General features: G+C 74.6%; 5 protein-coding genes and 1 pseudogene. 4 read left to right on the top strand and 2 right to left on the bottom strand.

The window, feature by feature from the left end:
* Nucleotides 1-96 precede the first annotated feature (96 nt).
* Nucleotides 97-4,113 (bottom strand): annotated as a pseudogene (locus tag V7E46_RS08075) (amino acid adenylation domain-containing protein); the annotation flags it as partial.
* 623 nt (nt 4,114-4,736) lie between these two features.
* Here V7E46_RS08075 and ccrA point away from each other — a divergent pair.
* On the top strand, nt 4,737-6,083 hold the full coding sequence (gene ccrA / locus V7E46_RS08070) for a crotonyl-CoA carboxylase/reductase (protein WP_333767773.1): 1,347 nt from the start codon (nt 4,737-4,739) through the stop codon (nt 6,081-6,083).
* Nucleotides 6,084-6,237: 154 nt separating this feature from the next.
* On the opposite strand, the gene V7E46_RS08065 is transcribed toward ccrA, so the two are convergent.
* Nucleotides 6,238-7,290, bottom strand: coding sequence for a ParB/RepB/Spo0J family partition protein (locus V7E46_RS08065; protein WP_333767772.1), 1,053 nt, complete (start codon nt 7,288-7,290; stop codon nt 6,238-6,240).
* 746 nt (nt 7,291-8,036) lie between these two features.
* Between V7E46_RS08065 and V7E46_RS08060 the strand changes: the two genes are divergently transcribed.
* From V7E46_RS08060 to V7E46_RS08050, 3 genes are read left to right on the top strand one after another with little or no spacing between them, the layout of a single operon-like run.
* The gene (locus V7E46_RS08060) at nt 8,037-16,751 is read left to right on the top strand and encodes an SDR family NAD(P)-dependent oxidoreductase (RefSeq protein WP_333767771.1); all 8,715 of its coding nucleotides are present in this window, start codon (nt 8,037-8,039) and stop codon (nt 16,749-16,751) included.
* A complete protein-coding gene (locus V7E46_RS08055; protein ID WP_333767770.1) occupies nt 16,748-20,068 on the top strand; it encodes a type I polyketide synthase in 3,321 nt (1,106 codons plus the stop codon). Before V7E46_RS08060 ends, V7E46_RS08055 begins: the two co-directional genes overlap by 4 nt.
* Nucleotides 20,065-23,397, top strand: coding sequence for a non-ribosomal peptide synthetase (locus tag V7E46_RS08050; protein ID WP_333767769.1), 3,333 nt, complete (start codon nt 20,065-20,067; stop codon nt 23,395-23,397). The genes V7E46_RS08055 and V7E46_RS08050 overlap by 4 nt, the downstream gene beginning before the upstream one ends.
* Nucleotide 23,398: the final 1 nt, after the last annotated feature.

The following is a 23,398-nucleotide window of genomic DNA, read 5'->3' as shown; positions in this document are numbered from 1 at the left end:
CCCCCCCCCCCCCCCCCCCCCCCCCCCCCCCCCCCCCACCGCGGCGAGCAGTTCCCTGAACGTCTGGCGGTCCGAGGTCCGCGTGCGCAGCACGAGGGTGTTGGCGAAGAAGCCGATCAGATTCTCGGCGGCCTGGTCGTCGCGTCCGGCGGCCGCCACGCCGATGGGGACGTCCGCGCCGGCGCCGAGGCGGCCGAGCAGCACCGCCAGCGCCGCGTGGAGCACCATGAACATGCTGACGTCGCAGCCTCGGGCCAGCCGGGCCAGCCCCTCGTGCAGGTCCGCGTCCCAGCGGAAGGTCAGGGTGTCGCCGCGGTGGGACGCCTCCGCCGGGTGGGGCCGGTCGACCGGCAGGGCGATCCGCTCGGGCAGGCCGTCCAACGCAGTGCGCCAGTAGTCCACTTGACGCGACCACACGCTGCCGGGGTCGTCCTGCGCGCCGAGGTGCCGGCGCTGCCACAGGGCGTAGTCGGCGTACTGCACCGGCAGCGGCGCCCAGTCGGGCGCGCGGCCGGCCAGCCGCGCCCGGTAGGCGGTCGCCAGGTCGTGGCGCAGCGGCGCCAGCGACCAGCCGTCCGCCGCGATGTGGTGGACGACGATCGCCAGTACGTGCGTGTCGGCGCCGAGGGTGAACAGCTCCGCGTGCAGCGGGATTTCCGCGGACAGGTCGAACGTGTGCCGGACCGCGGCGGCCACCGCGTCGTCCAGATGGGCGTCGTCGGTCCCGGTCACCGGCAGCGCGGGCCGCGCCTGCCCGGGGTCGAGGACGCGCTGGCAGGCCGCCGCGCCGGTGTCGGGGAAGACGGTCCGCAGCGACTCGTGGCGGGCGACGACGGCGGCGAGGGCGGCCCGCAGGCAGTCCACGTCCAGCGCGCCGGTCAGGCGCAGCACCACCGGGAGGTTGTAGGTGGGCGAAGGGCCCTCCATCTGGTGCAGGAACCACAGCCGCCGCTGGGCGAACGACAGCGGCAGCGGGTCGGGCCGGGGCGTCGGGCTCAGCGCAGGCCGCACCTCGTCGCCGCCCTGCCGCAGCAGCTCGGCAAGTCCGGCCGCGGTCGGCCGCTCGAACAGGTCGCGCACCGGCAGGTCGACGCCGAGCGCGCCGCGGATCCTCGCCATCAGCCGGGTGGCCAGCAGCGAGTGGCCGCCGAGGTCGAAGAAGCTGTCGTCGATGCCCACCTCGGAGACGTTCAGCACCTGCGCGAACAGGTCGCACAGGGCCTTCTCGTCGGCGTCGCGGGGCGCGGCGTACGCGGTCGCCGCGCGGGTCTCCTGCGCCAGCTCCGGTGCGGGCAGCGCGGCGCGGTCGGTCTTGCCGCTGGGAGTCAGGGGCAGCGCGTCGAGGAGGACGAACGCGGACGGCAGCATGTAGGTGGGGAGCTTCTCGGCCAGCGCGGCCCGCAGCCTGCGGCGCAGCTCCTCGGGCGCGCCGGCCGCCGGGCCGGGGACGAGGTAGGCGACCAGCCGCCGGTCGCCCGGCCGGTCCTCGCGGACCACGACGACCGCTTCCTTCACCTGCTCCTGCCACAGCAGCACCGACTCGATCTCGCCCAGCTCGATCCGGTAGCCGCGCAGCTTGACCTGGTGGTCGAGCCGGCCGAGGTAGTCGACGGCGCCGTCCGCCCGGCGCCGCACCAGGTCGCCGGTGCGGTAGAGGCGTTCGCCGGGGCCGGAGGCGAAGGGGTGGGGGACGAACTGCTCGGCCGTCAGCTCGGGCCGGTTGACGTAGCCGCGTGCCAGGCCCGCGCCGCCGATGCACAGTTCACCGGGCACGCCCGGCGGCACCGGACGGCCCTCGGGGTCGAGGATGTGCACCTCGGTGTTGGCGATCGGCCTGCCGATGGTGATGGTGCCGTCCACGATCCGGGTGCCGAGCGAGTAGATCGTGGTCTCGCTCGGGCCGTACATGTTCCACAGGTCCACGCCCTTGGCCAGCAGGCGCCGGGCGAGGTCCGGGGGCAGCGCCTCGCCGCAGATCAGCCCGCGCAGCCCCGGGCGGCCCTGCCAGCCGGCGTCCAGCAGCATCCGCCAGGTGGACGGGGTCGCCTGCATCATGGTCGCGCCGGTCGCGGCCATCTCCTGGGCCAGCAGCCTGCCGTCGGTGGCGACCTCGCGGGTGGCGACCACCACGCGGGCGCCCTCGACCAGCGGCAGCAGCAGTTCCAGCGTCGCGATGTCGAACGACAGCGTGGTGACCGCGATGAGGCTGTCGCCGGCGTCGATGCCCGGCCACTGCTTCATGGCCCGGAAGAGGTTGCGCAGCGCGCGGTGCGGCAGCTGGACGCCCTTGGGGCGCCCGGTCGAGCCGGAGGTGTAGATCACATAGGCGAGGTCGCCGTCCGCGACCGGCTCGCCGAGGGCCTCGGCGGACTCGGCGGCGATCTCCTCGCGCAGCGCGTCCACGCACAGCGTCGCGGCCCCGGACGCCGGCAGGCCGGGCGCCAGCGACGTCTGGGTGATCAGGACGGGCAGCCCGGCGTCCTCGATCATGAACGCCATGCGGTCCTGGGGCAGCTTCGGGTCGACCGGCACGTAGGCGCCGCCCGCCTTCAGCACGGCCAGCACCGCGACGACCATGTCGAGCGAGCGTTCGAGGCAGATCCCGACCATCACGTCACGGCCGACCCCGAGACTTTTCAGCCTGCGGGCCAGCCGGTTCGCGGACGCGTCGAGCCGGGCGTAGCTGAGCGTCCCGCCCTGGCAGTGGACCGCCTCGGCGTCCGGCCGCAGCGCCGCCTGCTGCTCGACGCGCTGGTGGGTGAGCAGCTGGTCGGGCCACTCGTGGCGGGTGTCCTCGCGCTCCTCGCGCTGCTCGCGCTCCTCGGCCGCGGTCAGCAGCGGGACGTCCAGGATGTGCTGCTCGGGGTCGGCGAGCAGACGGTCGAGCAGCACCTTGAGGTGGCCGCCCATACGGTCGACGGTGGCCGCGTCGAACAGCTCCGCGTTGTACTCGAACCAGCCGCTGAGCGCGTCACCCTGCTCGAACACCTGGAGTTCCAGGTCGAAGCGCGCGGTGGAGCCGGCCACCTCCATCAGTTCCAGGCGGAGCCCGCCGGCGTCGAATTCCGGCACCGGGATGTTCTGGAAGACGAACGACACCTGGAAGACCGGCGACCGTGACAGGTCCCGCTGCGGGCTCAGCTCCTCCACCAGCCGCTCGAACGGCACCTCCTGGCCGGAGAACGCGCCGAGCGCCGCACCGCGGACCCGGCCGAGCAGCTCGGTGAAGGCCGGGTTGCCCGACAGGTCGTTGCGGATCGCGAGGGTGTTGACGAAGTAGCCGATGAGCCGCCCGACCTCGGACTGCCCGCGGTTGGCCACCGGCACACCGACGACGACGTCCTCCTCGCCGCTGTAGCGGTGCAGCAGCACCGCGTACGCGGCGAGCAGGGTCATGAACGGGGTGACACCGGTACGCCGGCTCAGCTCCCGTACGCCGTCCATCACCGCGGGGGACAGGTGGAACGGCCGCGAGCCGCCGGTCGTGCTCAGCACGGCGGGCCGCGGCCGGTCGGTGGGCAGCTCGAGGACCGGCGCGGCGCCTTCGAGCAGCTTCTTCGCGTGTTCCAGCTCGGCGGCGAAGTCCGGGCCCGCGAGTTTCTTGCGCTGCCAGGCCGCGTAGTCGGCGTACTGGACGGGGAGTTCCGGCAGTTCGGCCGGAGTGCCGGTGAGGTGGCCCTGGTAGAGGGCGACCAGCTCGCCGAACAGCACCGAGGTGGACCACAGGTCGGCGACGATGTGGTGCATGGTCAGCAGCAGGACGTGCTCGTCGGCGGCCAGCCGCAGGAACGTCATCCGCATGAGCGGCCCGGTGCCCAGGTCGAAGGGGCGGGCGAACTCCCGCCGGGCCAGCTCCTGGATGCCCGCCTCGCCGCCGGGGCCGCGCAGGTGCCCGCACTCCTCGACGGTCAGCTCCAGCTCACCGGAGTCGTGCACGACCTGCACGGGCTCGCCGTCGGCCTCGTCGAAGGTGGTGCGCAGCGACTCGTGCCTGCGGACGATCTCGGCCAGACTCCGGCGCCACAGCTCCACGTCGAGCGGGCCGTGCACGCGCACCGCGGCCGGGATGTTGTAGGCGGCGCTGCCGGGGTTGAGCCGGTCCAGGAACCACATGCGCTGCTGGGGGAAGGACGCGACGAACCGGCGCTTGCGGGCCGTCGGCCGGCTGCCGCCCTTGCGCCGCAACCGCTCCGCCAGCAGCGCGCGCTTCTGCTCCGGCGTGAGGCTGGTCAGGTCGATGTCGGTCATGCGCCATTCTCCTGATCGTTGGTCGCGGCGGCGAGGAGTTCCCGGGCGCTTGCCACACGGCGATTAGCGCGGAATTCACGATTCCGACACTCTTCCCAAAAGCTACGCGCCCGCTCCATTCGGCGAAACCGTCGGCTGCCAATTCCAGGGCTTTGCCCGGCACGCCGGAACGACCCAAATGATAGGCAAAAATTGCGCGTACGCCATGGTGCGTCCGCACCCGCGGAGACGCTCCCGCGGGTCGGCCGGCGTTCAACTGCCCGGGCCGGACAGTTGAACACCCTTTGACGCCAGGACGTCGGCCCCGGGTGGCTGGACTCGCCTGTCGGCCGGGTGCCAGCATGAATCACGCACTTGCCCCCACAATTCGGCAAGGTGATGGCGAAACGGACACCCAGGAGCGGCCCGATCGCCTTTCTCGCACAGGAAACCCCTTATTACTCGTGTCCTGTTCTGTTCGCGGACCAAGCCGGAAAGAGGCCGGAGACATGCAGAAGATCCTCGATGCGATCCTCGCGGGCGAGCCGGGCGAGGTGGGAAGCCTCCCGGTGCCCGAGTTCTACCGGGGGGTCACCCTGCACGCCGACGAGGTGGCGATGTTCGACGGACTGCCGGGCCGGGAGAAGGATCCGCGCAGATCCCTGCACCTGGACGAGGTGGCCACGCCGGAACCGGCGGCGGGCGAGGTGCTGGTGGCGGTGATGGCCAGCGGGATCAACCACAACACGGTCTGGTCGTCGATCTTCGAGCCGCTGCCGACGTTCGGGTTCCTGTCCCGGTACGGCAGGACCTCGCCCCAGGCGGCGCGGCACGACCTGCCCTACCACGTGCTGGGCTCCGACCTGGCCGGGGTGGTGCTGCGCTGCGGCGAGGGCGTGGCGGCGTGGAGCCCGGGGGACGAGGTGGTGGCGCACTGCCTGTCGGTGGAGCTGCACCACCCCGACGGGCACGCGGACACCATGCTCGACCCGGAGCAGCGGATCTGGGGCTTCGAGACGAACTTCGGCGGGCTGGCCGAGCTGGCGCTGGTCAAGGCGAACCAGCTGATGCCGAAGCCGGGCCACCTCAGCTGGGAGGAGGCCGCCGCCTCGGGGCTGGTGAACTCCACCGCCTACCGCCAGCTGGTCTCGGCGAACGGCGCGCACCTCAAGCAGGGCGACACCGTGCTGATCTGGGGCGCGTCCGGCGGCCTCGGCTCGTACGCCACGCAGCTCGCGCTGAACGGCGGGGCGACGCCGGTGTGCGTGGTGTCCAGCCCGCAGAAGGCGGAGGTGTGCCGCCGGATGGGCGCGGAGCTGGTGATCGACCGGGCCGCGGAGGGCTACCGGTTCTGGAAGGACGAGCACACCCAGGACCCGCGCGAGTGGCGGCGGTTCGGCGCCCGGATCAGGGAGCTGACCGGGGGCGAGGACCCGGACATCGTCTTCGAGCACCCGGGCCGGGAGACCTTCGGAGCCAGTGTGTACGTGGCGCGGCGCGGCGGCACGGTCGTCAGCTGCGCGTCCACCTCGGGCTTCCAGCACACCTACGACAACCGCTACCTGTGGATGAGCCTGAAGCGGATCGTCGGGACGCACTTCGCGAACTACCGGGAGGCGTGGGCGGCCAACCGGCTCATCGCCAAGGGCCGTGTGCATCCCACGCTGTCGGAGGTCGTCGCGCTGGAGGACACCGCGCAGGCCGTCCACGGCGTGCACCACAACCGCCACCAGGGCAAGGTCGGCGTGCTGTGCCTGGCGCCCGCCGAGGGCCTGGGGGTGCGCGATCCGGAACTGCGGGCCAGGCACGAGCAGGCGATCAACCGCTTCAGGGCCGGTGTACGCACGGCCGGTTAGCCGGCACGCGGCGGCGGCCGGTCCGCAGGAGCACACGGGCCGGCCGCCGGCCGCCGCGGTCGTCCTCGCCTGCCGCGGCGGTCAGGGGCCTGGGGCGCTGCCGGTCCTGTGGCGCCCGGCGGACCGGGTACCGCGGACCGGCACGGACAGCGGTTCAGGCGCCCGAGGACATCGACGAGACCCGCCCGCGTTCCGGTACGGCCTCGCCGTCCTGGGCGCGCCGCACCTCGATGTCGGTGGCGAACTGCAGCCACCGGTCGGCGCACAGCCGGGCCGCGTGGGCCACATCGGCCGCGCGGTGCGCGGGGACGCCCGCGATCAGGTCCTGCCGCTGCTCGTCGGTCAGCAGATGGGACGCCAGCAGTTGCAGCAGCGCCCGGCCGGTCTGCGACATGCGCAGGCTGGGATCCCGGCGCATCCGCGCCAGCACGCTGCCGGAGATCACCGGGGCCGGCGCGGGCACCGGCAGGCCGGACTCCCGCGGCCCGGACCCGGCGGAATATCCGCTCCCGGCGGGCCGGAGCTTGGGCGGCACCGGGTCCTGCCCGAGCCGCATCCGGTTGCGCACGTCGCGGGCGGTGGCCAGGGCGACTCCCGCTCTGCTGGCGATCTCCCGCAGTGAGGCGCCGGGGGACTCGGCGATGACCCTGCTGGCCGCGATACGTCCGGCGGCGCCGTTGACCGGGCGGTTGCGGCCGTCCCGGCCGGTTCTGAGGGTCAGCTGGGCCACCGGCGCATCGGCGCGGCTGCGCAGCGCGCCCACCCCGCCGGGGGACAGGCCGGTCACGGCGGCGATCCGGCGGTCCGACCAGTGCGGATGGCTCTCGATGATGCGCAGTGCGGCTGCCGTGCGGTCCTGCCGCGACAGCGGCAGGCCGTGCTCGGCGTTGAGCTCGACGGCGAGTACGAAGGCGTCCTCCGCCGCGCCCTCCACCAGCCTGACTTCGATGTGCTTGTCGCCGCGCAGGGTGGCCGCGCGCAGCCGGTGCATGCCGTCCACCACGCGCATCGTGGAGCGGTGGACGACGATGGGCGGCAGGGCCGCCTGCGACTCGGCCAGTGTGCGCGCGTGTTCTTCGACCTCGCCCGCCAGGCGCGGGGAGTCGGCGGGCAATAACGAGCAGATGGGGAGTAACTGGGTCCGGCGTGAGATGAGTCGCTCGTGGAGGGTGATCCGCGACTCGTCACCGGTCGGTAATTCGGACACGTAGCCCTTTCGTGGCACTGACGTGAGCGTCGTCACCGGGTGTGGCCCGGGGGCGGTCGCTCAGGACCCGGCAGAGAGACTCCTTCGCTTGGCGTCGGGCTGGAACCTCCCCTCCCCCGTAGGCACATGCGGGTCACGCATGCGGCCGTGAATGACCGGTGGCGGGCCCTTGGGAGAGCCGGGCGCCCACGGCCTGGCCCGGCGTGGTCCCGCTGCTCCCCCGGCTCACCTCCCGGGTGCCTGTGGCTTGATACCGACCGGCCGACACGGGTGTCAAGCACGCGTCGCCGACTTCGCGCCCCGGCAATCTACGCGCGTTCGCCGGTTGCCGCCGGTAACACCGCGCCCACAGGCGGTGTCCGCGGCGGAGCGGCCCGGCACCGCCCGGGGGCCGCCCGTACCCGCGCCGCGGCGGCGCCGGAACCACCGCTGTCGCGGCGCTCGCCGTACGCCCTTCGTTTCTTGACGGGTCGCGGAGCGTCGTGGATGCTGACTTGCCAATGGCGGGAATCACTCGGGAAATCCGTCCCGTGCACCGATCGGATTTCCCTCACCCGCCGTGAATCGTGGGCGGTGCAATTCTTCCGGCCGTACCCGCCGTTATTCGAACCGATGTACGTGAACGGTTTGCGGTAATCCGCGCCCAGGGCCGGATACCGCCGTCAGAAATACGGTGGAATCGCCAGGACATGTCTGGTTCCGCCGGATACGCGCGCGCAGGTGTCGCCCACAGAGAGGACGGTCGGATGCTGGGCCGCGATTCCGAATCGCTTGTCGACCATTTCCGTACGGTCTTCGGCGAGCACCCGGAGCAACGGGTCTTCCGGTTCCTGGTGGACGGCGAGGGCGAGCCGCACGGCATGGCCAACGCCGCGCTCGACCTGCGGGCCCGCACGATCGCCGCGGCGCTCAGGGAGCGCTTCGCCGCCGGGGAGCGGGCACTGATCATGTGCCCGGCCGGGCTGGACTACGTGGCCTCCTTCTTCGGCTGCCTGTACGCGGGCCTCGTCGCCGTGCCCGTCTACCCGCCGGACCCGGCCTTCCTGATGCGCACCCTGCCGCGGCTGACCGGAGTCATCGAGGACGCCAGGCCCGCGGTGGTCCTCGCGCCGGCCGGGACCGTCGCGCTGGCCGACCGGTTCGCCGAACAGGCCCCGGCGCTGCGGGACATCGCCTGGCTGACGGTCGACGCCATCGACAGCGCCGCAGCCGACCAGTGGCGCCACCCCGGGTCCGTCCGCGACGACCTGGCCTTCCTCCAGTACACCTCGGGATCGACCAGCCGCCCCAAAGGCGTGATGGTCAGCCACGGCAACCTGCTGCACAACATCGCGGCGATGTACCGCGACTTCTTCCACGACGACCCCGCCCAGCACATGGTCAGCTGGCTGCCGCCCTTCCACGACATGGGCCTGATCCTGGGCCTGCTCACCCCCGCCTACGCCGGCTTCCCCGTCACCTTCATGTCGCCGTTCTCCTTCCTCAAACGGCCGCTGCGCTGGCTGCGGGCGATCTCGGAGGCGGGCGGCACCGCGAGCGCCGCCCCCAACTTCGCCTACGACCTCGCCGTCGAGAAAGTGACCGAGCAGGAGCGGCGCACCCTCGACCTGAGCACCTGGCGTGTGGCGCCGAACGGCGCGGAACCGGTCAGCCCGCTGACCCTGGAGCGATTCTCCCGCGCCTTCGCCGACTGCGGCTTCCGGCCCGCCACGCACGCCCCCTCCTACGGGCTGGCCGAGGGCACACTGATGGTCTCCACCGGCGACCCCGCGGCCGAACCGGTCAGCAGGAGGCTGCGGACGGCCGGGCTGCTGTCCGGAGCCGCCGAGGACGCCGGCCCGGACGAGGCCGCGCGGACCCTGCTCAGCTGCGGCGTCTCCCCGCACGACCAGCGGGTCGTCGCGGTGGACCCGGACACCCGCGCCCTGCTGCCCGAGGGCCGGGTCGGTGAGCTGTGGGTCGCGGGGCCGAGCGTCGCCCACGGCTACTGGGGGCGCGAGCGGGAGACCGCGGAGACCTTCGGCGCCCGTATCGCCGGCAGCGGTGAGGGCCCGTTCCTGCGCACCGGCGACCTGGGCTTCACCGACGGCGGCCAGATCTACGTCACGGGCCGCATCAAGGACGTCATCATCGTCGCGGGCCGCAACCACTACCCGCACGACATCGAACGCACCGTCGAGGGTGCCGACAAGGGCCTGCGGTCCGGCTGCGGGGTGGCGGGCGTCCGCGACCTCGGCGGCGAGGAGCGCCTGATCGTCGTCCAGGAATACCGCGGCAGCCGTTCGCCCGCGGACCGCGACCGGGTCATCGCCGCGATCCGCGCCGAGATCGCGGTCGAGCACGGCCTGCAGGCGTACGTCGTGGCGCTGGCCAGGCCCGGGACCGTGCCGAAGACCTCCAGCGGCAAGCTCCAGCGCCAGGCCTGCCTGGACGCGGTGCTCGGCGGGACCCTGAACCCGCTGGCCCTGTGGCGGGCGGACGGGACCGGCGCGGCGGGCCCGGCGGAGGTGCCCGCGGCGGCCGACGGGGAGGTGCCCGGGGCCCCGCCCGTCGCGGCTGCTCCGCCCGGCACCCCGCGGCCCGCCCCGGGCGCGGCCGGGATCGAGCGGTGGCTGCGCGAGGCGCTGGCCGCCGCGACCGGCAACCGGGCCGAGGCCGTCGACCCCGCGCTGCCGTTCGCCGGGTACGGGCTGCGGTCGGTGGAGACGGTCGCGATGGTCGGCGACCTCGAACGCTGGCTCGGCCGGCCGCTGGAGGCCACCATCGTGTGGGAGCACCCCACCCCGGCCAGACTCGCCGAGCACCTGGCCGGCAACGCCCAGGCCGCGGCCCCCGCCGTACCGGCCGCCGGCAGCGCCGCCCGGCCCGCCCAGGAGCCGCCCGCCGCACCCGCCGCTGCCGCCGCGTCCGAGCCGGTCGCGATCATCGGCATCGGCTGCCGCTTCCCCGGCGGTGTCGACGGCCCCGAAAGCTTCTGGCGGCTGCTGAGCGAGGGCCGCGACGCGGTGACCGAGGTCCCCGCCGACCGGTGGGACATCGAGCAGTACACCTCGGACGACCCGGCCGCCGCCGGGCGCACCAACAGCCGCTGGGGCGGCTTCCTCGACGGCGTCGACCGGTTCGACGCGGCCTTCTTCGGCATAGCGCAGCAGGAAGCCGCACGCATGGACCCCCAGCAGCGGCTGCTGGCCGAAGTCGCCTTCGAGGCGCTGGAGAACGCCGGGGTGCCCACCGACCGGCTGGCCGGCTCCCCCACCGGCGTCTTCGTCGGCATCTCCACCTTCGACTACGCCACGGGGCAGTTGCGCGACCTCGACGCGATCGACCCGTACACCGGCACCGGCAGCGCCCTGAGCATCGCCGCCAACCGGCTGTCGTACCTGCTGGACCTGCGCGGCCCCAGCATGGCCGTGGACACCGCCTGCTCCTCCTCGCTCGTCGCGGTCCTCCAGGCGTGCGCGAGCCTGGAGCGGGGCGACTGCGACCTGGCGCTCGCCGGCGGGGTCAACCTGGTGCTCTCCCCCGCCTTCGCCATCAACTTCAGCAAGGCCGGGGTGATGTCAGCCGACGGCCGCTGCAAGCCGTTCGACGCGGCGGCCGACGGATACGTGCGCTCCGAGGGCGCCGGGGTCGTCGTGCTCAAGCCGCTCAGCCGCGCGCTGGCCGACGGCGATCCCGTGCACGCCGTCATACGCGGCGGCGCCGTCAACCAGGACGGCGCGAGCAACGGCCTGATGGCACCCAACCCGCAGGCCCAGGAGGCGGTGCTGCGCGCCGCCCACCGCAAGGCCGGGGTGCGGGCCGCGGACATCGGATACGTCGAGGCCCACGGCACCGGCACGATCCTCGGCGACCCGATCGAGGCCAAGGCGCTCGGCGCGGCCCTCGGCGAGGGCCGCGCGCCGGAACGGCCCTGCCTGATCGGCTCGGTGAAGTCCAATCTGGGGCACATGGAGGCCGCGGCGGGAATCGGCGGCCTGATCAAGGCCGCGCTGGTGGTGCGGCACCGCACCGTGCCGGCGACCCTGCACTACCGCGAGCCGAACCCGCACATCCCCTTCGGCGACCTCGCGCTGCGGGTCGCCGACACCCTCCAGCCGTGGCCGGCCGGCGCCGAGGCCCCCGCCCTGGCGGGCGTCAGCTCGTTCGGCTTCGGCGGCACCAACGCCCACCTGGTGCTGGAGCAGCCGCCCGCTGCCGCTCCCGCGGTCCGGCGGGAGGGCGCGGACGGCGCCGTCGTACTGGCCGTCTCCGCCCGCGACGAGCAGGCCCTGCGCGACCTCGCGGCGGCCCACGCCGACAAACTCGCCGCGCCCGGCACGTCCCTGGCCGACTTCGCCGCCGCCGCCGCGGTCCGCCGCACCCACCACGAGCACCGGCTGGCCTGCACCGGCTCGTCCGCGGACGAGCTGCGCGCCGCGCTGGCGGCGTTCGGCCGCGGCGAGGAGGCGGCCGGCCTGTCCAGCGGAATCCGCCGGGTGGGCTGGCGCCCCGCGCCGGTGTTCGTCTTCTCCGGGCAGGGTCCCCGCTGGTGGCCGCTGGCCGCCGACCTGCTCGACGGGGAACCGGTCTTCCGCGCGGTCGTGGAGCGCTGCGACGCGCTGCTGCGCCGGCACACCGACTGGTCGCTGCTCGGCCAGCTCACCGCGGAGCCCGCCGGGTCCCGGCTGCTGGACACCGCCGTCGGGCAGCCCGCGCTGACCGCCGTGCAGGTCGCGCTCGCCGCCTTGTGGCGCTCCTGGGGCGTCGAACCGGCCGCCGTCGTCGGCCACAGCGTCGGCGAGGTCGCCGCGGCGCACCTGTCCGGGGCGATCACCCTGGAGGACGCGCTCGTCATCGCGCTGCACCGCGGCTCCGCCCTGCACAGCGCCACCGGCAAAGGCCGGATGGCCGTCGCCGGTGTGACCCTGGACCGGGCCCACGAGATCCTCGCCGAGCGGCGCCCGGGGCCGGTGTGGGTCGCGGCGAGCAACAGCCCTGGCTCCACCGTCTTCTCCGGTGAGAGCGCCGCCCTGGAGGCCCTCGCCAAGGCGCTGGAGGCCGACGGTGTCTACTGCCGGGTCCTGGAGTCGGTCGAATTCGCCTCCCACTGCCCGCTGATGGAGCCCGTCGCGCAGGAGCTGTGGCGGCTGCTGGCGGACCTGCGGCCGCGCGCCGGCGCCATTCCCATGGTCTCCACCGTGACCGGACGGCCCGTCGAGGGCGACCGGCTGGACGCCGAATACTGGGCGTCCAACCTCACCCAACCGGTGCTGTTCGACACCGCCGTGACCGCGCTCGCCGAGTCCGGCCACGACGTCTTCGTGGAGATGTCGCCGCACCCGATGCTCACCGACGCCGTCACCGAGCGCCTGTCGTCGTACGGCCACACGGCCGCCGTGTCGTCGCTGCGCCGCGACCAGCCGGGCCGCGCCGCCGTCCGCGGCGAACTCGGCCGGCTCTACACCGCCGGCTACCAGATCGACTGGACCCGTGTGTACGGCCCGGCGGGTCCGATGGCCGATCTGCCCGCCTACCCGTGGCAGCGCACCCGCGCCTGGTTCACCGAGCGCACCCGGCACAGGACCGAGCACCGCGGGCACCCCGTCCTGCGCTCCGCCGTACGGTCCGCGCTGCCGCCGTACGCGGCCCACTGGTCCGCGCCGGTCGACCTCGACGGCTTCGGCTACCTGGCCGACCACCAGGTCGGCGGCAGCCCCGTCCTGCCCGGCGCGCTGGTCCTGGACGCGGCACTCGCCGCGGCACGCGACCACCTCGGCTGGCCGGCCGCGCTGGCCGACGTCCACCTCACCCGGCTGACCGTCGTGCCGGAGCACGCCGAGGACACCACCGTGCAGCTCGTCCTCATCCCCGAGACCGCCGACACCGGCTCGCTGCGGCTGTTCACCCGCGCCGCGGCCGACGACGAATGGGCCGAGGCCGCCCGCGGCGCCTTCCGCCGCGGCGCGCCCGAAGGCGGCGGTGAACCGCTGTCCGCCGTACGGGACCGGTGCGCCGCTCCCGCCGACGCGGACGGCCACTATGCCGCGCTGCACCGGGCGGGGCTGGCGTACGGCCCGGCTTTCCAGGGTGTCGAGGAGCTGTGGCACGGGCCAGGCGAGGCCCTGGCCAGGCTGCGCGACCGGTCGGCGCTGACCGCGGACCGCGGCGAGCACCCGGTGCACCCTGCCGTACTGGACAGCGCGCTCCAGACGCTCATGGCCGCGCTGTCGCCGCACACGGCCGAGGAGGGCGCCGTCACCGGCACCTATCTGCCGGTGCGCATCGGCGGCTTCACCCTCTTCACCGAGCGGGCCGCGCCGCGCTGGGCGCACGCCGCGGTCACCGCGCCGCAGGCCGGCGCCGAGGAGATCACCGGCGCGAGCGTCGTGCTCTACGACGAGTCCGGCGCACCGGTCGGCGAGGTCACGGGCATCGCGCTCCGGCTGCTGGAGGGCGGAACCTCCGCCGACCCGCTCGCCGAGGCCCTGCACGAGATCGCCTGGCGGGAGGCCCCCGCGGACTCCCCCGCCGGCGTACAGCCCGGCACCTGGCTGGTGTTCGCCGACGCCGGCGGCACCGCCGACGCGCTGGTCACCGAGCTGCGCGCCCGCGGCGGCACCTGCGTGACCGTCACCGCGGGCGCGGCCTACGGCACCCCGCACCCCGCCCACTACCTGATCGACCCCGCGCGGCGCGAGGACGTCGCCGCGCTGCTCGCCGACCTGGCCGCCGCCGGAATCCGCCCCGACGGCATCGTGCACGCCTGGGCCCTGGACACCGCGCTCACCGAGGACGGCGCCCCGCAGCAGCTGCCCGCCGCGCAGGACGCCGCCACGGTGCCCGTCCTGCACCTGGTCCAGGAACTGGCCCGCGCGGGACAGGACCCGGCCCCGCGGCTGGTCCTGCTCACCCGCGGCGCCCAGCCCGCGCGCGACGGCGACGCCCTCGCGGCCGGCCAGTCGCCGCTGTGGGGCCTGGCCCGGGTGATCGGCCTGGAGCACACCGAACTGCGGCCCACCGTCGTGGACCTGGACCCGGGCAGGCCCGACGGGGAGACCGGCCTGCTAATGGCCGAACTGCTGCGCTCCGGCGACGACGACCAGGTCGCCCTGCGCGCCGGCGCCCGGCTGACGCCTGCCCTGCGGCCCTGGTCGGCCCCGGCGGACCGGGCCCACCGGGAGCCGGCGGCCTGGCCCTTCGACGCCGCGCGCGACGGCAACCACCGCGTCCTCGCCGCCCGTCCCGGCGCCCTCGGCAGCGTCGCGCCCACCTGGTGGCACCGCACGCCGCCGGGACCGGGCGAGGTCGAGATCGAGATCAGCGCCGCCGGGCTCAACTTCAGCGATGTGCTCAAGGCGCTCGGCGCCTATCCCGGGGCCGAAGGGGTCGTCCCGCTCGGCGCCGAGTGCGCCGGCCGGATCAGCGCCCTCGGCGAGGGTGTGACCCGCTACCGGGTGGGCGACCGGGTGATGGCCGCAGGTCCCAGCGCGCTGGCGGCGTACACCACCGTCAGCGAGCACCTGGTGGCCTACGCGCCGCCGATGCTCGGCGACGAGCAGGCCGCAGCCGTCCCCATCGCCTTCCTCACCGCCGTCCACGCCCTGGAGCACCTGGCCCGGCTGCGCGCCGGCGAGAGCGTCCTGATCCACTCGGCGACCGGCGGCGTCGGACTGGCCGCGCTCCAGGTCGCCCGGCGCCGCGGCGCCCGGGTGTACGCCACCGCCGGCACCCCCGAGAAGCGCGAACTGCTGCGCACCCTCGGTGTGGCGGACCCCATGGACTCCCGCACCCTCGCCTTCGCCGACCGGATCATGGAGCGCACCGGGGGCCGCGGCGTCGACGCCGTCCTCAACTCCGCCTCCGGCGAGGCGCTGGTCCGCAGCATGCGGCTGCTGGCGCCGGGCGGCCGGTTCGTGGAGATCGGCAAGCGCGACATCTACGACAACAGCCATATCGGCATGGAGTTCTTCAAGGACAGCCGCGCCTTCCTCGCGGTCGACCTGGAACGCACCATACGCGAACAGCCCCAGGCCGTCGCCGAGTTGTTCGCCGCCGTCACCGAGGGCTTCGAGCGCGGCGATTTCACCGCCCTGCCCGTCACCCCCTACGGTTACGCCGACGCCCCGGCCGCCTTCACCGCGATGGCCAAGGCGCGGCACACCGGCAAACTCGTGCTGTGCCCCGACCCGCACGAGCCGGTCAGGACCGCCCCGGACTCCGCGCCCGTACGGCCGTCCGGTACATACCTGATCACCGGCGGCCTCGGCGCGCTGGGCCTGGAGACCGCCCGCTACCTGGCCGGGCAGGGCGCCCGCCACCTGGTGCTGGCCGGGCGCAGCGCCCCGACGGCGGAGGCGGAGCAGGCCCTCGCGGTCCTGCGTGCCCGCGCCGAGGTCGCCACGGTCAGCGCCGACCTGTCGGGGCGCGGCGCCGTGGACGAGCTGCTGGCCCGTATCGACGCCACCATGCCGCCGCTGGCCGGGATCGTGCACGCCGCGGGCGTCCTGGACGACGGCCTGCTCACCGGCCTGGACCGGGACCGCTTCCACGCCGTCGCGGGCCCCAAGTCCGCCGCCGCCTGGCATCTGCACCGCGCTACCGTGCGGCGGGACCTGGACTTCTTCGTGCTGTACTCCTCCGCCGCCGCGGTCCTCGGCTCCGCCAGCCAGGGCAACTACGCCGCCGCCAGCGCCTTCCTCGACACGCTCGCGCACCACCGGCGCTCGCTCGGACTGCCCGCGCTCAGCATCAACTGGGGGCCGTGGGCGCGGATCGGCCTGGCGGCCCGGCCCGACCGCGGCGGCGCCCTTGCCGCCCGCGGCATCGGGAGCATCAGCCCGGAGTCGGGCATCGAGGCCCTCGACCGGCTGCTGCGCTCCTCCGCGACCCAGGTCGGCGTCCTGCCGCTGGACCGCGCGAAGCTGCGCGGGCACCCCGGCGGCAGCCTGCTGCGTACCCTGCTCGGCGGCTCCGAGGAGGCGGAGGGCGGCGAGCGGCGGCCCCTGGACGAGGTCCGCCGCGCGATGCTCGCCGTCGAGCCGGGCCGCCGCCGCAGGGCCGTGCTGACCGAGCACTGCAAGGCCGTCGCCGGCCGGGTGGTGGGCGCGGAGGCCGCCAGGATCGACACCAGTGCGCCCCTGACCAGCATGGGCTTCGACTCGCTGCTGTCGCTGGACCTGCGCAAGGCGCTGGAGTCCAGCCTGCACGTCCAGCTGCCCTCGACCGTCACCTGGCGCTTCCCGACGGTCGACGCCCTGGTCCCGTATCTGGCCGAGCGCATGGACATCCCGCTGGAGGCGGACCGGGCGGCGCAGCCGGCGGGCGGCCAGGAGCTGCCCGCCGCCGGCGCCCCGCCCGCCGCCATGGACGACGGGGGCGCCGCGGACGGCCCGCCGGACCTCGACTCGATGTCCGCCGCGCAATTGGAAGCACTGCTGCTGGCCAAGACCCAGCAGATCGACGAAAGGGGTCAGCGATGACGTCAGCCGGACCGGACATGGTGTCGGCCGACACGCTGAAGCGCGCCTATCTGACGATGGAGCGCCTGCAGCGGCAGGTCGAGGAGCACGAGCGGGCCCGCTTCGAGCCGGTCGCCATCGTCGGCGCGGGCTGCCGCTTCCCCGGCGGCGTCACCGACACCGCGACCTACTGGCGGATGCTCACCGAGGGCACCGACGCCGTGGGCGGCATCCCCGCCGACCGCTGGGACCACGACGCCTTCTACGACGAGGAGGCCGGCAGACCCGGCAAGGTCTACACCCGTTCCGGCGCCTTCCTCGACGGCCTGGACCGCTTCGACCACGACTTCTTCGGGATCTCCCGACGCGAGGCGCTCCAGATGGACCCGCACCAGCGCCTGAGCCTGCAAGTGGCCTGGGAGGCGCTGGAGGACGCCGGGCAGGCCCCCGGCTCGCTGGCCGGCAGCCGCACGGGGGTGTTCATGGGCGCGGCCAGCTGGGACTACATCACCGCGCAGATCCGCCACCCCGACGACGTCAGCGCCTACACCAGCTCCGGCGCCGCCCTCAGTTTCGTCCCGGCCCGTATCGCCTACCTGCTCGACCTGCGCGGCCCCAACATCACGGTCGACACCGCCTGCTCGTCCTCGCTGGTGGCCGTCCACCAGGCGTGCCAGAGCCTGCGCACCGGGGAGTGCGACATGGCGCTGGCCGGCGGTGTCAACGTCGTCCTGTCCCCGCTGCTGATGATCTCGCAGTCGCAGTTCGGCTCGGTGTCCCGGCAGGGCCGGGCCATGGCCTTCTCCGATGCCGCGGACGGCTACGTACGCGGCGAGGGCTGCGGCGTCGTCGTGCTCAAGCGGCTCTCGGACGCCGTGCGCGACCAGGACCGGGTCCTGGCCGTCGTGCGCGGCGGCGCGGTCAACCAGGACGGCCGCAGCGCGGGCATCACCGCGCCCAACGGCGCCGCGCAGCGCGACGTCTTCCGCCGCGCCCTTGCCGCGGCCTCGGTACGCCCCGAGCAGGTCGGCTTCATCGAGACCCACGGCACCGGCACCCGGCTCGGCGACCCCATCGAGGCCGAGGCCCTCGCCGACGTCTACGGCCGCGAGCACGGCGCCCCGGTCTACCTCGGCGCGGTCAAGACCAACATCGGCCACCTGGAGGCGGCGGCCGGCGTCGCCGGGCTCATCAAGGCCGCCCTGTGCCTGTCGCACGCCGAGATCCCGCCCAACCTGCACTTCGACAAGCTGAACGCCAACATCTCCTTCGACGGCACCACCTTCGAGGTGCCCACCGCCCGCACCCCGTGGCCGCAGCCCGAGGGCGGCAGGCGGGCCGCCGCCGTGAGCGGCTTCGGCCTCAGCGGCACCAACGCGCACCTCATCCTGGAGCAGGCGCCGCCGGCCGCGCCGCCCGCGCCGGACGACCGCAGGCCCGCCTCGGTCCTGGCGCTGTCGGCCCGTACCGAGACCGCGCTCGCCGAGGTCGCCCGCCGCTACGCCGACCGGCTCACCGACGGCGACGGGACCGCGCTGGCCGACCTGTGCTGGTCGGCCGGCACCGGCCGCTCCCACTTCCGGCACCGCCTGGCCGCCGTCGGCGCCACCCGGAGCGAGGTCGCGGGGCAGCTCGCCGGCTTCCTGCGCGGCGAGAGCGGACCCGGCCTCGTCCAGGGCGAGGCGGGCAGCTCCGAGGTCGTCTTCCTCTTCACCGGGCAGGGCGCCCAGCGCCCCGGCATGGCCCGCCGCCTCTACGACACCCAGCCGACCTTCCGGCAGGCGGTCGAGGAGTGCGCGCGGATCCTCGAACCGCTGCTGGAGCGGCCGCTGCTGTCCGTGCTGTTCCCCGACGACCCCGCGGACACGCAGATCAACGAGACGGCCTACGCCCAGCCCGCCACCTTCGCCGTCGAATACGCCATGGCCCGGCTGTGGCAGTCCTGGGGCATCACCCCGGCGGCGGTCCTCGGGCACAGCGCGGGCGAATGCGTCGCCGCCTGCGTCGCGGGCGCGATGTCGCTGGAGGACGGGCTGGCCTTCTCGGTGGAGCGCGCCCGGATCATCCAGGACCACGGGCGGCCCGGCACCATGGCCGCGGTCTTCGCCGCCGAGGAGGACGTAGCGGCCGAGATCGCCGCCCACCGGGACCTGATCGCCATCGCCGCGGTCAACGGCCCGGCCGCCACGACCGTCTCCGGCGACCGCGGCCTGGTGGAGTCCGTGTGCGCCGCCTTCGCGGCCCGCGGTGTCAAGGCCAGGCCGCTGCACATCGCGTCGGCCGGGCACTCGCCGCTGATGGACCCGGCGGTCGAACCGCTGCGCCGCGCCGCGGAGAAGATCGCCTTCACCGCCCCCCGCATCCCGCTGGTCTCCAATGTCAGCGGCGCCCTGTGGCCGTGGGACCAGGCGCCGGGCCCCGACTACTGGGCCCGGCACGTCCGGGAGACCGTGCGGCTGGCCGACGGGGTGCGCACCCTGCGCGACATGGGCTACCGCACCTTCCTCGAAGTGGGCCCCGCTCCCACCCTGCTGGGCGTCATCAGCGACGCCCTGCCACCCGGCCACGACGACCTGCTGCTGCCGAGCCTGCGCCCCAAGCAGGACGACTGGGAGGTGATGCTGTCGACGGTGGCCGAGCTGTACGCGGCGGGCGCCGCCATCGACTGGGCCGGCTTCGACCGGGACTACGCCCGCGCCAGGGCGCAGCTGCCCGGCTACCCGTTCGAGCCGGTCCCCTGCTGGCAGCCGCCCCGGCCCTGGGACGGCGCCGCCACCGCCGCCCCCGAGGGCGAGGACGTCCAGGAGGACCCCGGCAGCCGGGCCGGGGAGCCCGGCCGCGGCGGGCGGACCGCCCGGCGCTCCTCGCGCTCCCGGCGCAGGCAGAGCCGGATCGGCACCGCCGAGGAACTGCTGCGGCTGCCCGAGCAGGAGCGGCTGGCCGCGCTGACCGGGCAGTTCGTGCTCGGTGTCAAGGACGTGCTCGGCTCGGCCACCACCGAGGTGGGCCTGGACGAGCCGCTCACCGCCTTCGGCCTGGACTCGCTGATGGCCGTGGAATTGCGCAACGACATCCAGAGCCGGCTGCTGGTCACCCTCCAGATCACCGACTTCCTCGGCGGCGCCACCATCCGCAGCGTCGCGGAGCGCGTCCTCGGCGAACTGCCGTCCAGCGGCGCCGGCAGCGGCGAGGCGGGGGCGCCGCAGGCGCCAGCGGCGCCGGCCGCGATCCGCCGCGTGCGGCGGTCGGCCGACCTCGCCGCGCAGCTCCTGGACGAGATCACCGCCCGCGGCGAGGGCCGGGCGGCGTCGCCCGCCGGTCCGGAGGGACGGCAGTGACCGACGACCTGGACCGGCGGCTGGCCGCCCTCACGCCCGAGCAGCGGGCCCGCTTCGAGGAGCTGCTGGCCCGGGGCGCCCGGGCCGAGGACGTCTTCCCGCTGTCGGTCCTGCAACGCGGCACCTGGTTCCTCGAACAGCTCAGGCCGCGCAACCCCGGCTACATCGTGCCCGGCGCGGTCCGGGTCGAAGGCCCCCTCGACACGGCGGTGCTGCGCGCCGCCGTCGCCGAGATCGTGCGCCGCCACGAGGCCCTGCGCACCGTGTTCGAGCTGCGCGAGGGCGCACCGGTCCAGGTCGTCCGCCACGGCATGGCCGTGGACGTACCGGAGACCGACCTCGGCGGGCCGGGGTTCACCGAGGCCGACCGGCAGCGGTGGATCGGCGAGGCGCTGGCCGAACCCTTCGACATCGGCACCGGCCCCCTGCTGCGGGTCCGGCTGCTGCGCACGGGCCCGGACGAGTCGGTGCTCGCCGTGGCGATGCACCACCTGATCTCCGACCGCTGGTCCACCGCCGTCTTCCTGTCAGAACTGTCCGAGCTGTACGAGGCGTTCGCCGACGGGCGCTCCTCGCCGCTGCCCGAACCCGACATCCAGTACGGCGACTTCGCCGCCTGGCAGCAGCGGCAGCTGGAAGAGGGCGGCTGGGAGCAGGACCTGGCCTACTGGCGCGGCCATCTGGCGGGCGGGCCCGCCGTTCTCGACCTGCCCACCGACCGGCCCCGCCCCGCCGTGCAGGGCTTCAACGGCGCCTCCGTGCCCATCGACCTGCCCCCGGCCCTGATCGGCGACCTGGCCGCGCTGGCCGGCCGGCACGGCGCCACCCCGTACATGGCGCTGCTGGCGGTCTTCCAGATCCTGCTGCAGCGCTACAGCGGCCAGGACGACATCGTCGTGGGCGTGCCCACCGCCCTGCGCGGGCGCGCCGAGATCGAGCCGCTCATCGGCTACTTCGTCAACACCCTGCCGATCAGGACCGATCTGGGCGGCGACCCGTCCTTCGTCCCGGTCCTCACCCGCGTCCGGGACGCGTGCCTGGGCGCGTACGCCCACCAGGACGTCCCGTTCGAACTGATCGTCGCCGACCTCAACATTCCGCGCGACCTCAGCCGCCCCCCGGTCTACCAGGTCAGCTTCAGCTACGGCCGCGAGCCCGTACCGCACTTCGCCATGGCGGGCGCCCGCCTCACCCGGCTCCCGGTCAGGAGCGAGGGCGCCCGCTTCGACCTGGAACTCCAGGCATTCGACGCCGACGGCGGCCTGACCGGCTGGTTCGAGTACGACCGCGACCTCTTCGACGAGGCGACCGTCGTGCGGCTTGCCGGGCACTTCAGGCGGCTGGCGGAACAGGTCGTTGCCCGCCCCGAGGCGCCCACGGCGGAGCTGGACCTGCTGCACGCCGCCGAGCGCCGCCGCGTCCTTGTCGAGTGGAACGACACAGGAAAGCAGTGGCCGGGCAGCGGCCCCGTGCACGAGCACATCGGGGAGCAGGCCCGGCTGCGGCCCGCGGCCGAGGCCGTGCGCCACGACGGCCGGAGCCTGAGCTACGACGCGCTCAACCGCCGCGCCAACCGGCTCGCCCATCTGCTGCGCCGCCACGGCGTCGGCCGGGACGTCCTGGTCGGTGTCGCCATGGAGCGCTCTTTCGACCTGGTCGTCGCCCTGCTGGCGACCCTCAAGGCCGGCGGCGCGTACGTACCGCTCGACCCGGAACTGCCGGCCGCGCGCCTGGCCGCGATCGTCGGGGACGCCCGGCCCCCGGTGCTGCTCACCCACGGCCCGGCGGCGGGGGCGCTGCCGGCCGTGGACTGCCCGGTGCTGCGCGTGGAGGACCTGGCGGCGGCGCTCGCCGCCGAGCCGGACAGCGACCCCGCGGTGGCGGTGGACGGCGAGGACCTGGCGTACGTCATCTTCACCTCCGGCTCCACCGGCCGCCCCAAGGGCGTCATGAATGTGCACGCGGCGCTGCGCAACCGCCTGCTGTGGATGCAGGACGCCTACCGGCTCGACAGCACCGACCGCGTCCTGCAGAAGACGCCGTTCTCCTTCGACGTGTCGGTGTGGGAGTTCTTCTGGCCGCTGATGGCCGGCGCGACGCTCGTCCTCGCCCGGCCCGGCGGCCACCGCGACAGCGGCTACCTGGCCGCCACCGTCGAGTCCGAGCGCATCACGACCCTGCACTTCGTCCCGTCGATGCTCCAGCTCTACCTCCAGGAGCCGCCGCGGATGTCCACCGGTCTGCGCCGGGTCTTCTGCAGCGGCGAGGAACTGCCGCGCGCCCTCCAGGACCGCTTCCTGGAGCTCTACCCGGCGCAGCTGCACAATCTGTACGGACCCACCGAGGCCGCCATCGACGTCACCGCGTGGCACTGCCGGCCGGAACCGGGCGGGCGGCAGGTGCCCATCGGCCGGCCCATCGCCAACACCCGGATGTACGTCCTGGACCGGCACGGCCGGCCCGTCCCCGCGGGCGTCCCCGGCGAACTCCACATCGGCGGGCGCGGCCTGGCCCGCGGCTACCTCGGCCGCCCCGGCCTGACCGCGGAACGCTTCATCGAGGACCCCTTCGTGCCCGGCGCCCGCCTCTACCGCACCGGCGACCTCGCCCGCTTCCGCGACGACGGCGCCCTGGAATTCCTCGGCCGGCTCGACCACCAGGTCAAGCTGCGCGGCCTGCGCATCGAACTCGGCGAGATCGAGGCGGTGCTGACCCGGCACCAGGACGTGCGCGAAGCGGTCGTCGTCGCCCGCGAGCACGCTCCCGGCGACGTGCGCCTGGCCGCCTACACGACCGCCGCGGGACCCGTCGCGCCCGCCGCCGGCGACCTCGCCGCGCACCTGCGCGCGCACCTGCCGGAGTACATGGTGCCGGCCTCCTTCACCGCGCTGGACGCGCTGCCGCTCACTCCCAGCGGCAAGACCGACCGCAAGGCGCTGCCCCTGCCGCAGGGCGACCGGCCCGATCTGCGGACCCGGTTCGTGGCGCCCGCCGACGGCCTGGAGCACGCGCTCGCCGGGATGTGGCGCGGCCTGCTGGGCGTCGAACGCGTCGGTGTGCGCGACAACTTCTTCGACCTGGGCGGCCATTCGCTGCTGATGGCGGAATTCCGCGCCGGCCTGGCCGCCGGCCTCGGCCACGAGCTGACCATGGTCGAACTCTTCCAGCACCCCACCATCGGATCGCTCGCCGCCTACCTCGGCGGCGGGCGGACCGGGCCGCAGGCCGTCGCGCCAGGCGCCCGGCAGCGCGCAGAGAACCGTCGTCAGTCCCAGAGCCGGCGCCGGCAGGCGGCCGAACGGCGGGCTTCCTCCCGCGGAGACAGGTGAT

It is taken from the genome of Streptomyces sp. IBSBF 2435 (genome assembly GCF_036815005.1).
In the GTDB taxonomy this organism is placed as follows: Bacteria; Actinomycetota; Actinomycetes; order Streptomycetales; family Streptomycetaceae; genus Actinacidiphila.
This window is presented reverse-complemented; position numbering and strand designations above follow the sequence as displayed.

Bases quoted from the DNA above. Each gene is read 5' to 3' on its own strand.
- ccrA (WP_333767773.1), top strand. From the start codon at position 4,737: ATGCAGAAGATCCTCGATGCGATCCTCGCGGGCGAGCCGGGCGAGGTG.
- V7E46_RS08060 (WP_333767771.1), top strand. From the start codon at position 8,037: ATGCTGGGCCGCGATTCCGAATCGCTTGTCGACCATTTCCGTACGGTC.
- V7E46_RS08055 (WP_333767770.1), top strand. From the start codon at position 16,748: ATGACGTCAGCCGGACCGGACATGGTGTCGGCCGACACGCTGAAGCGC.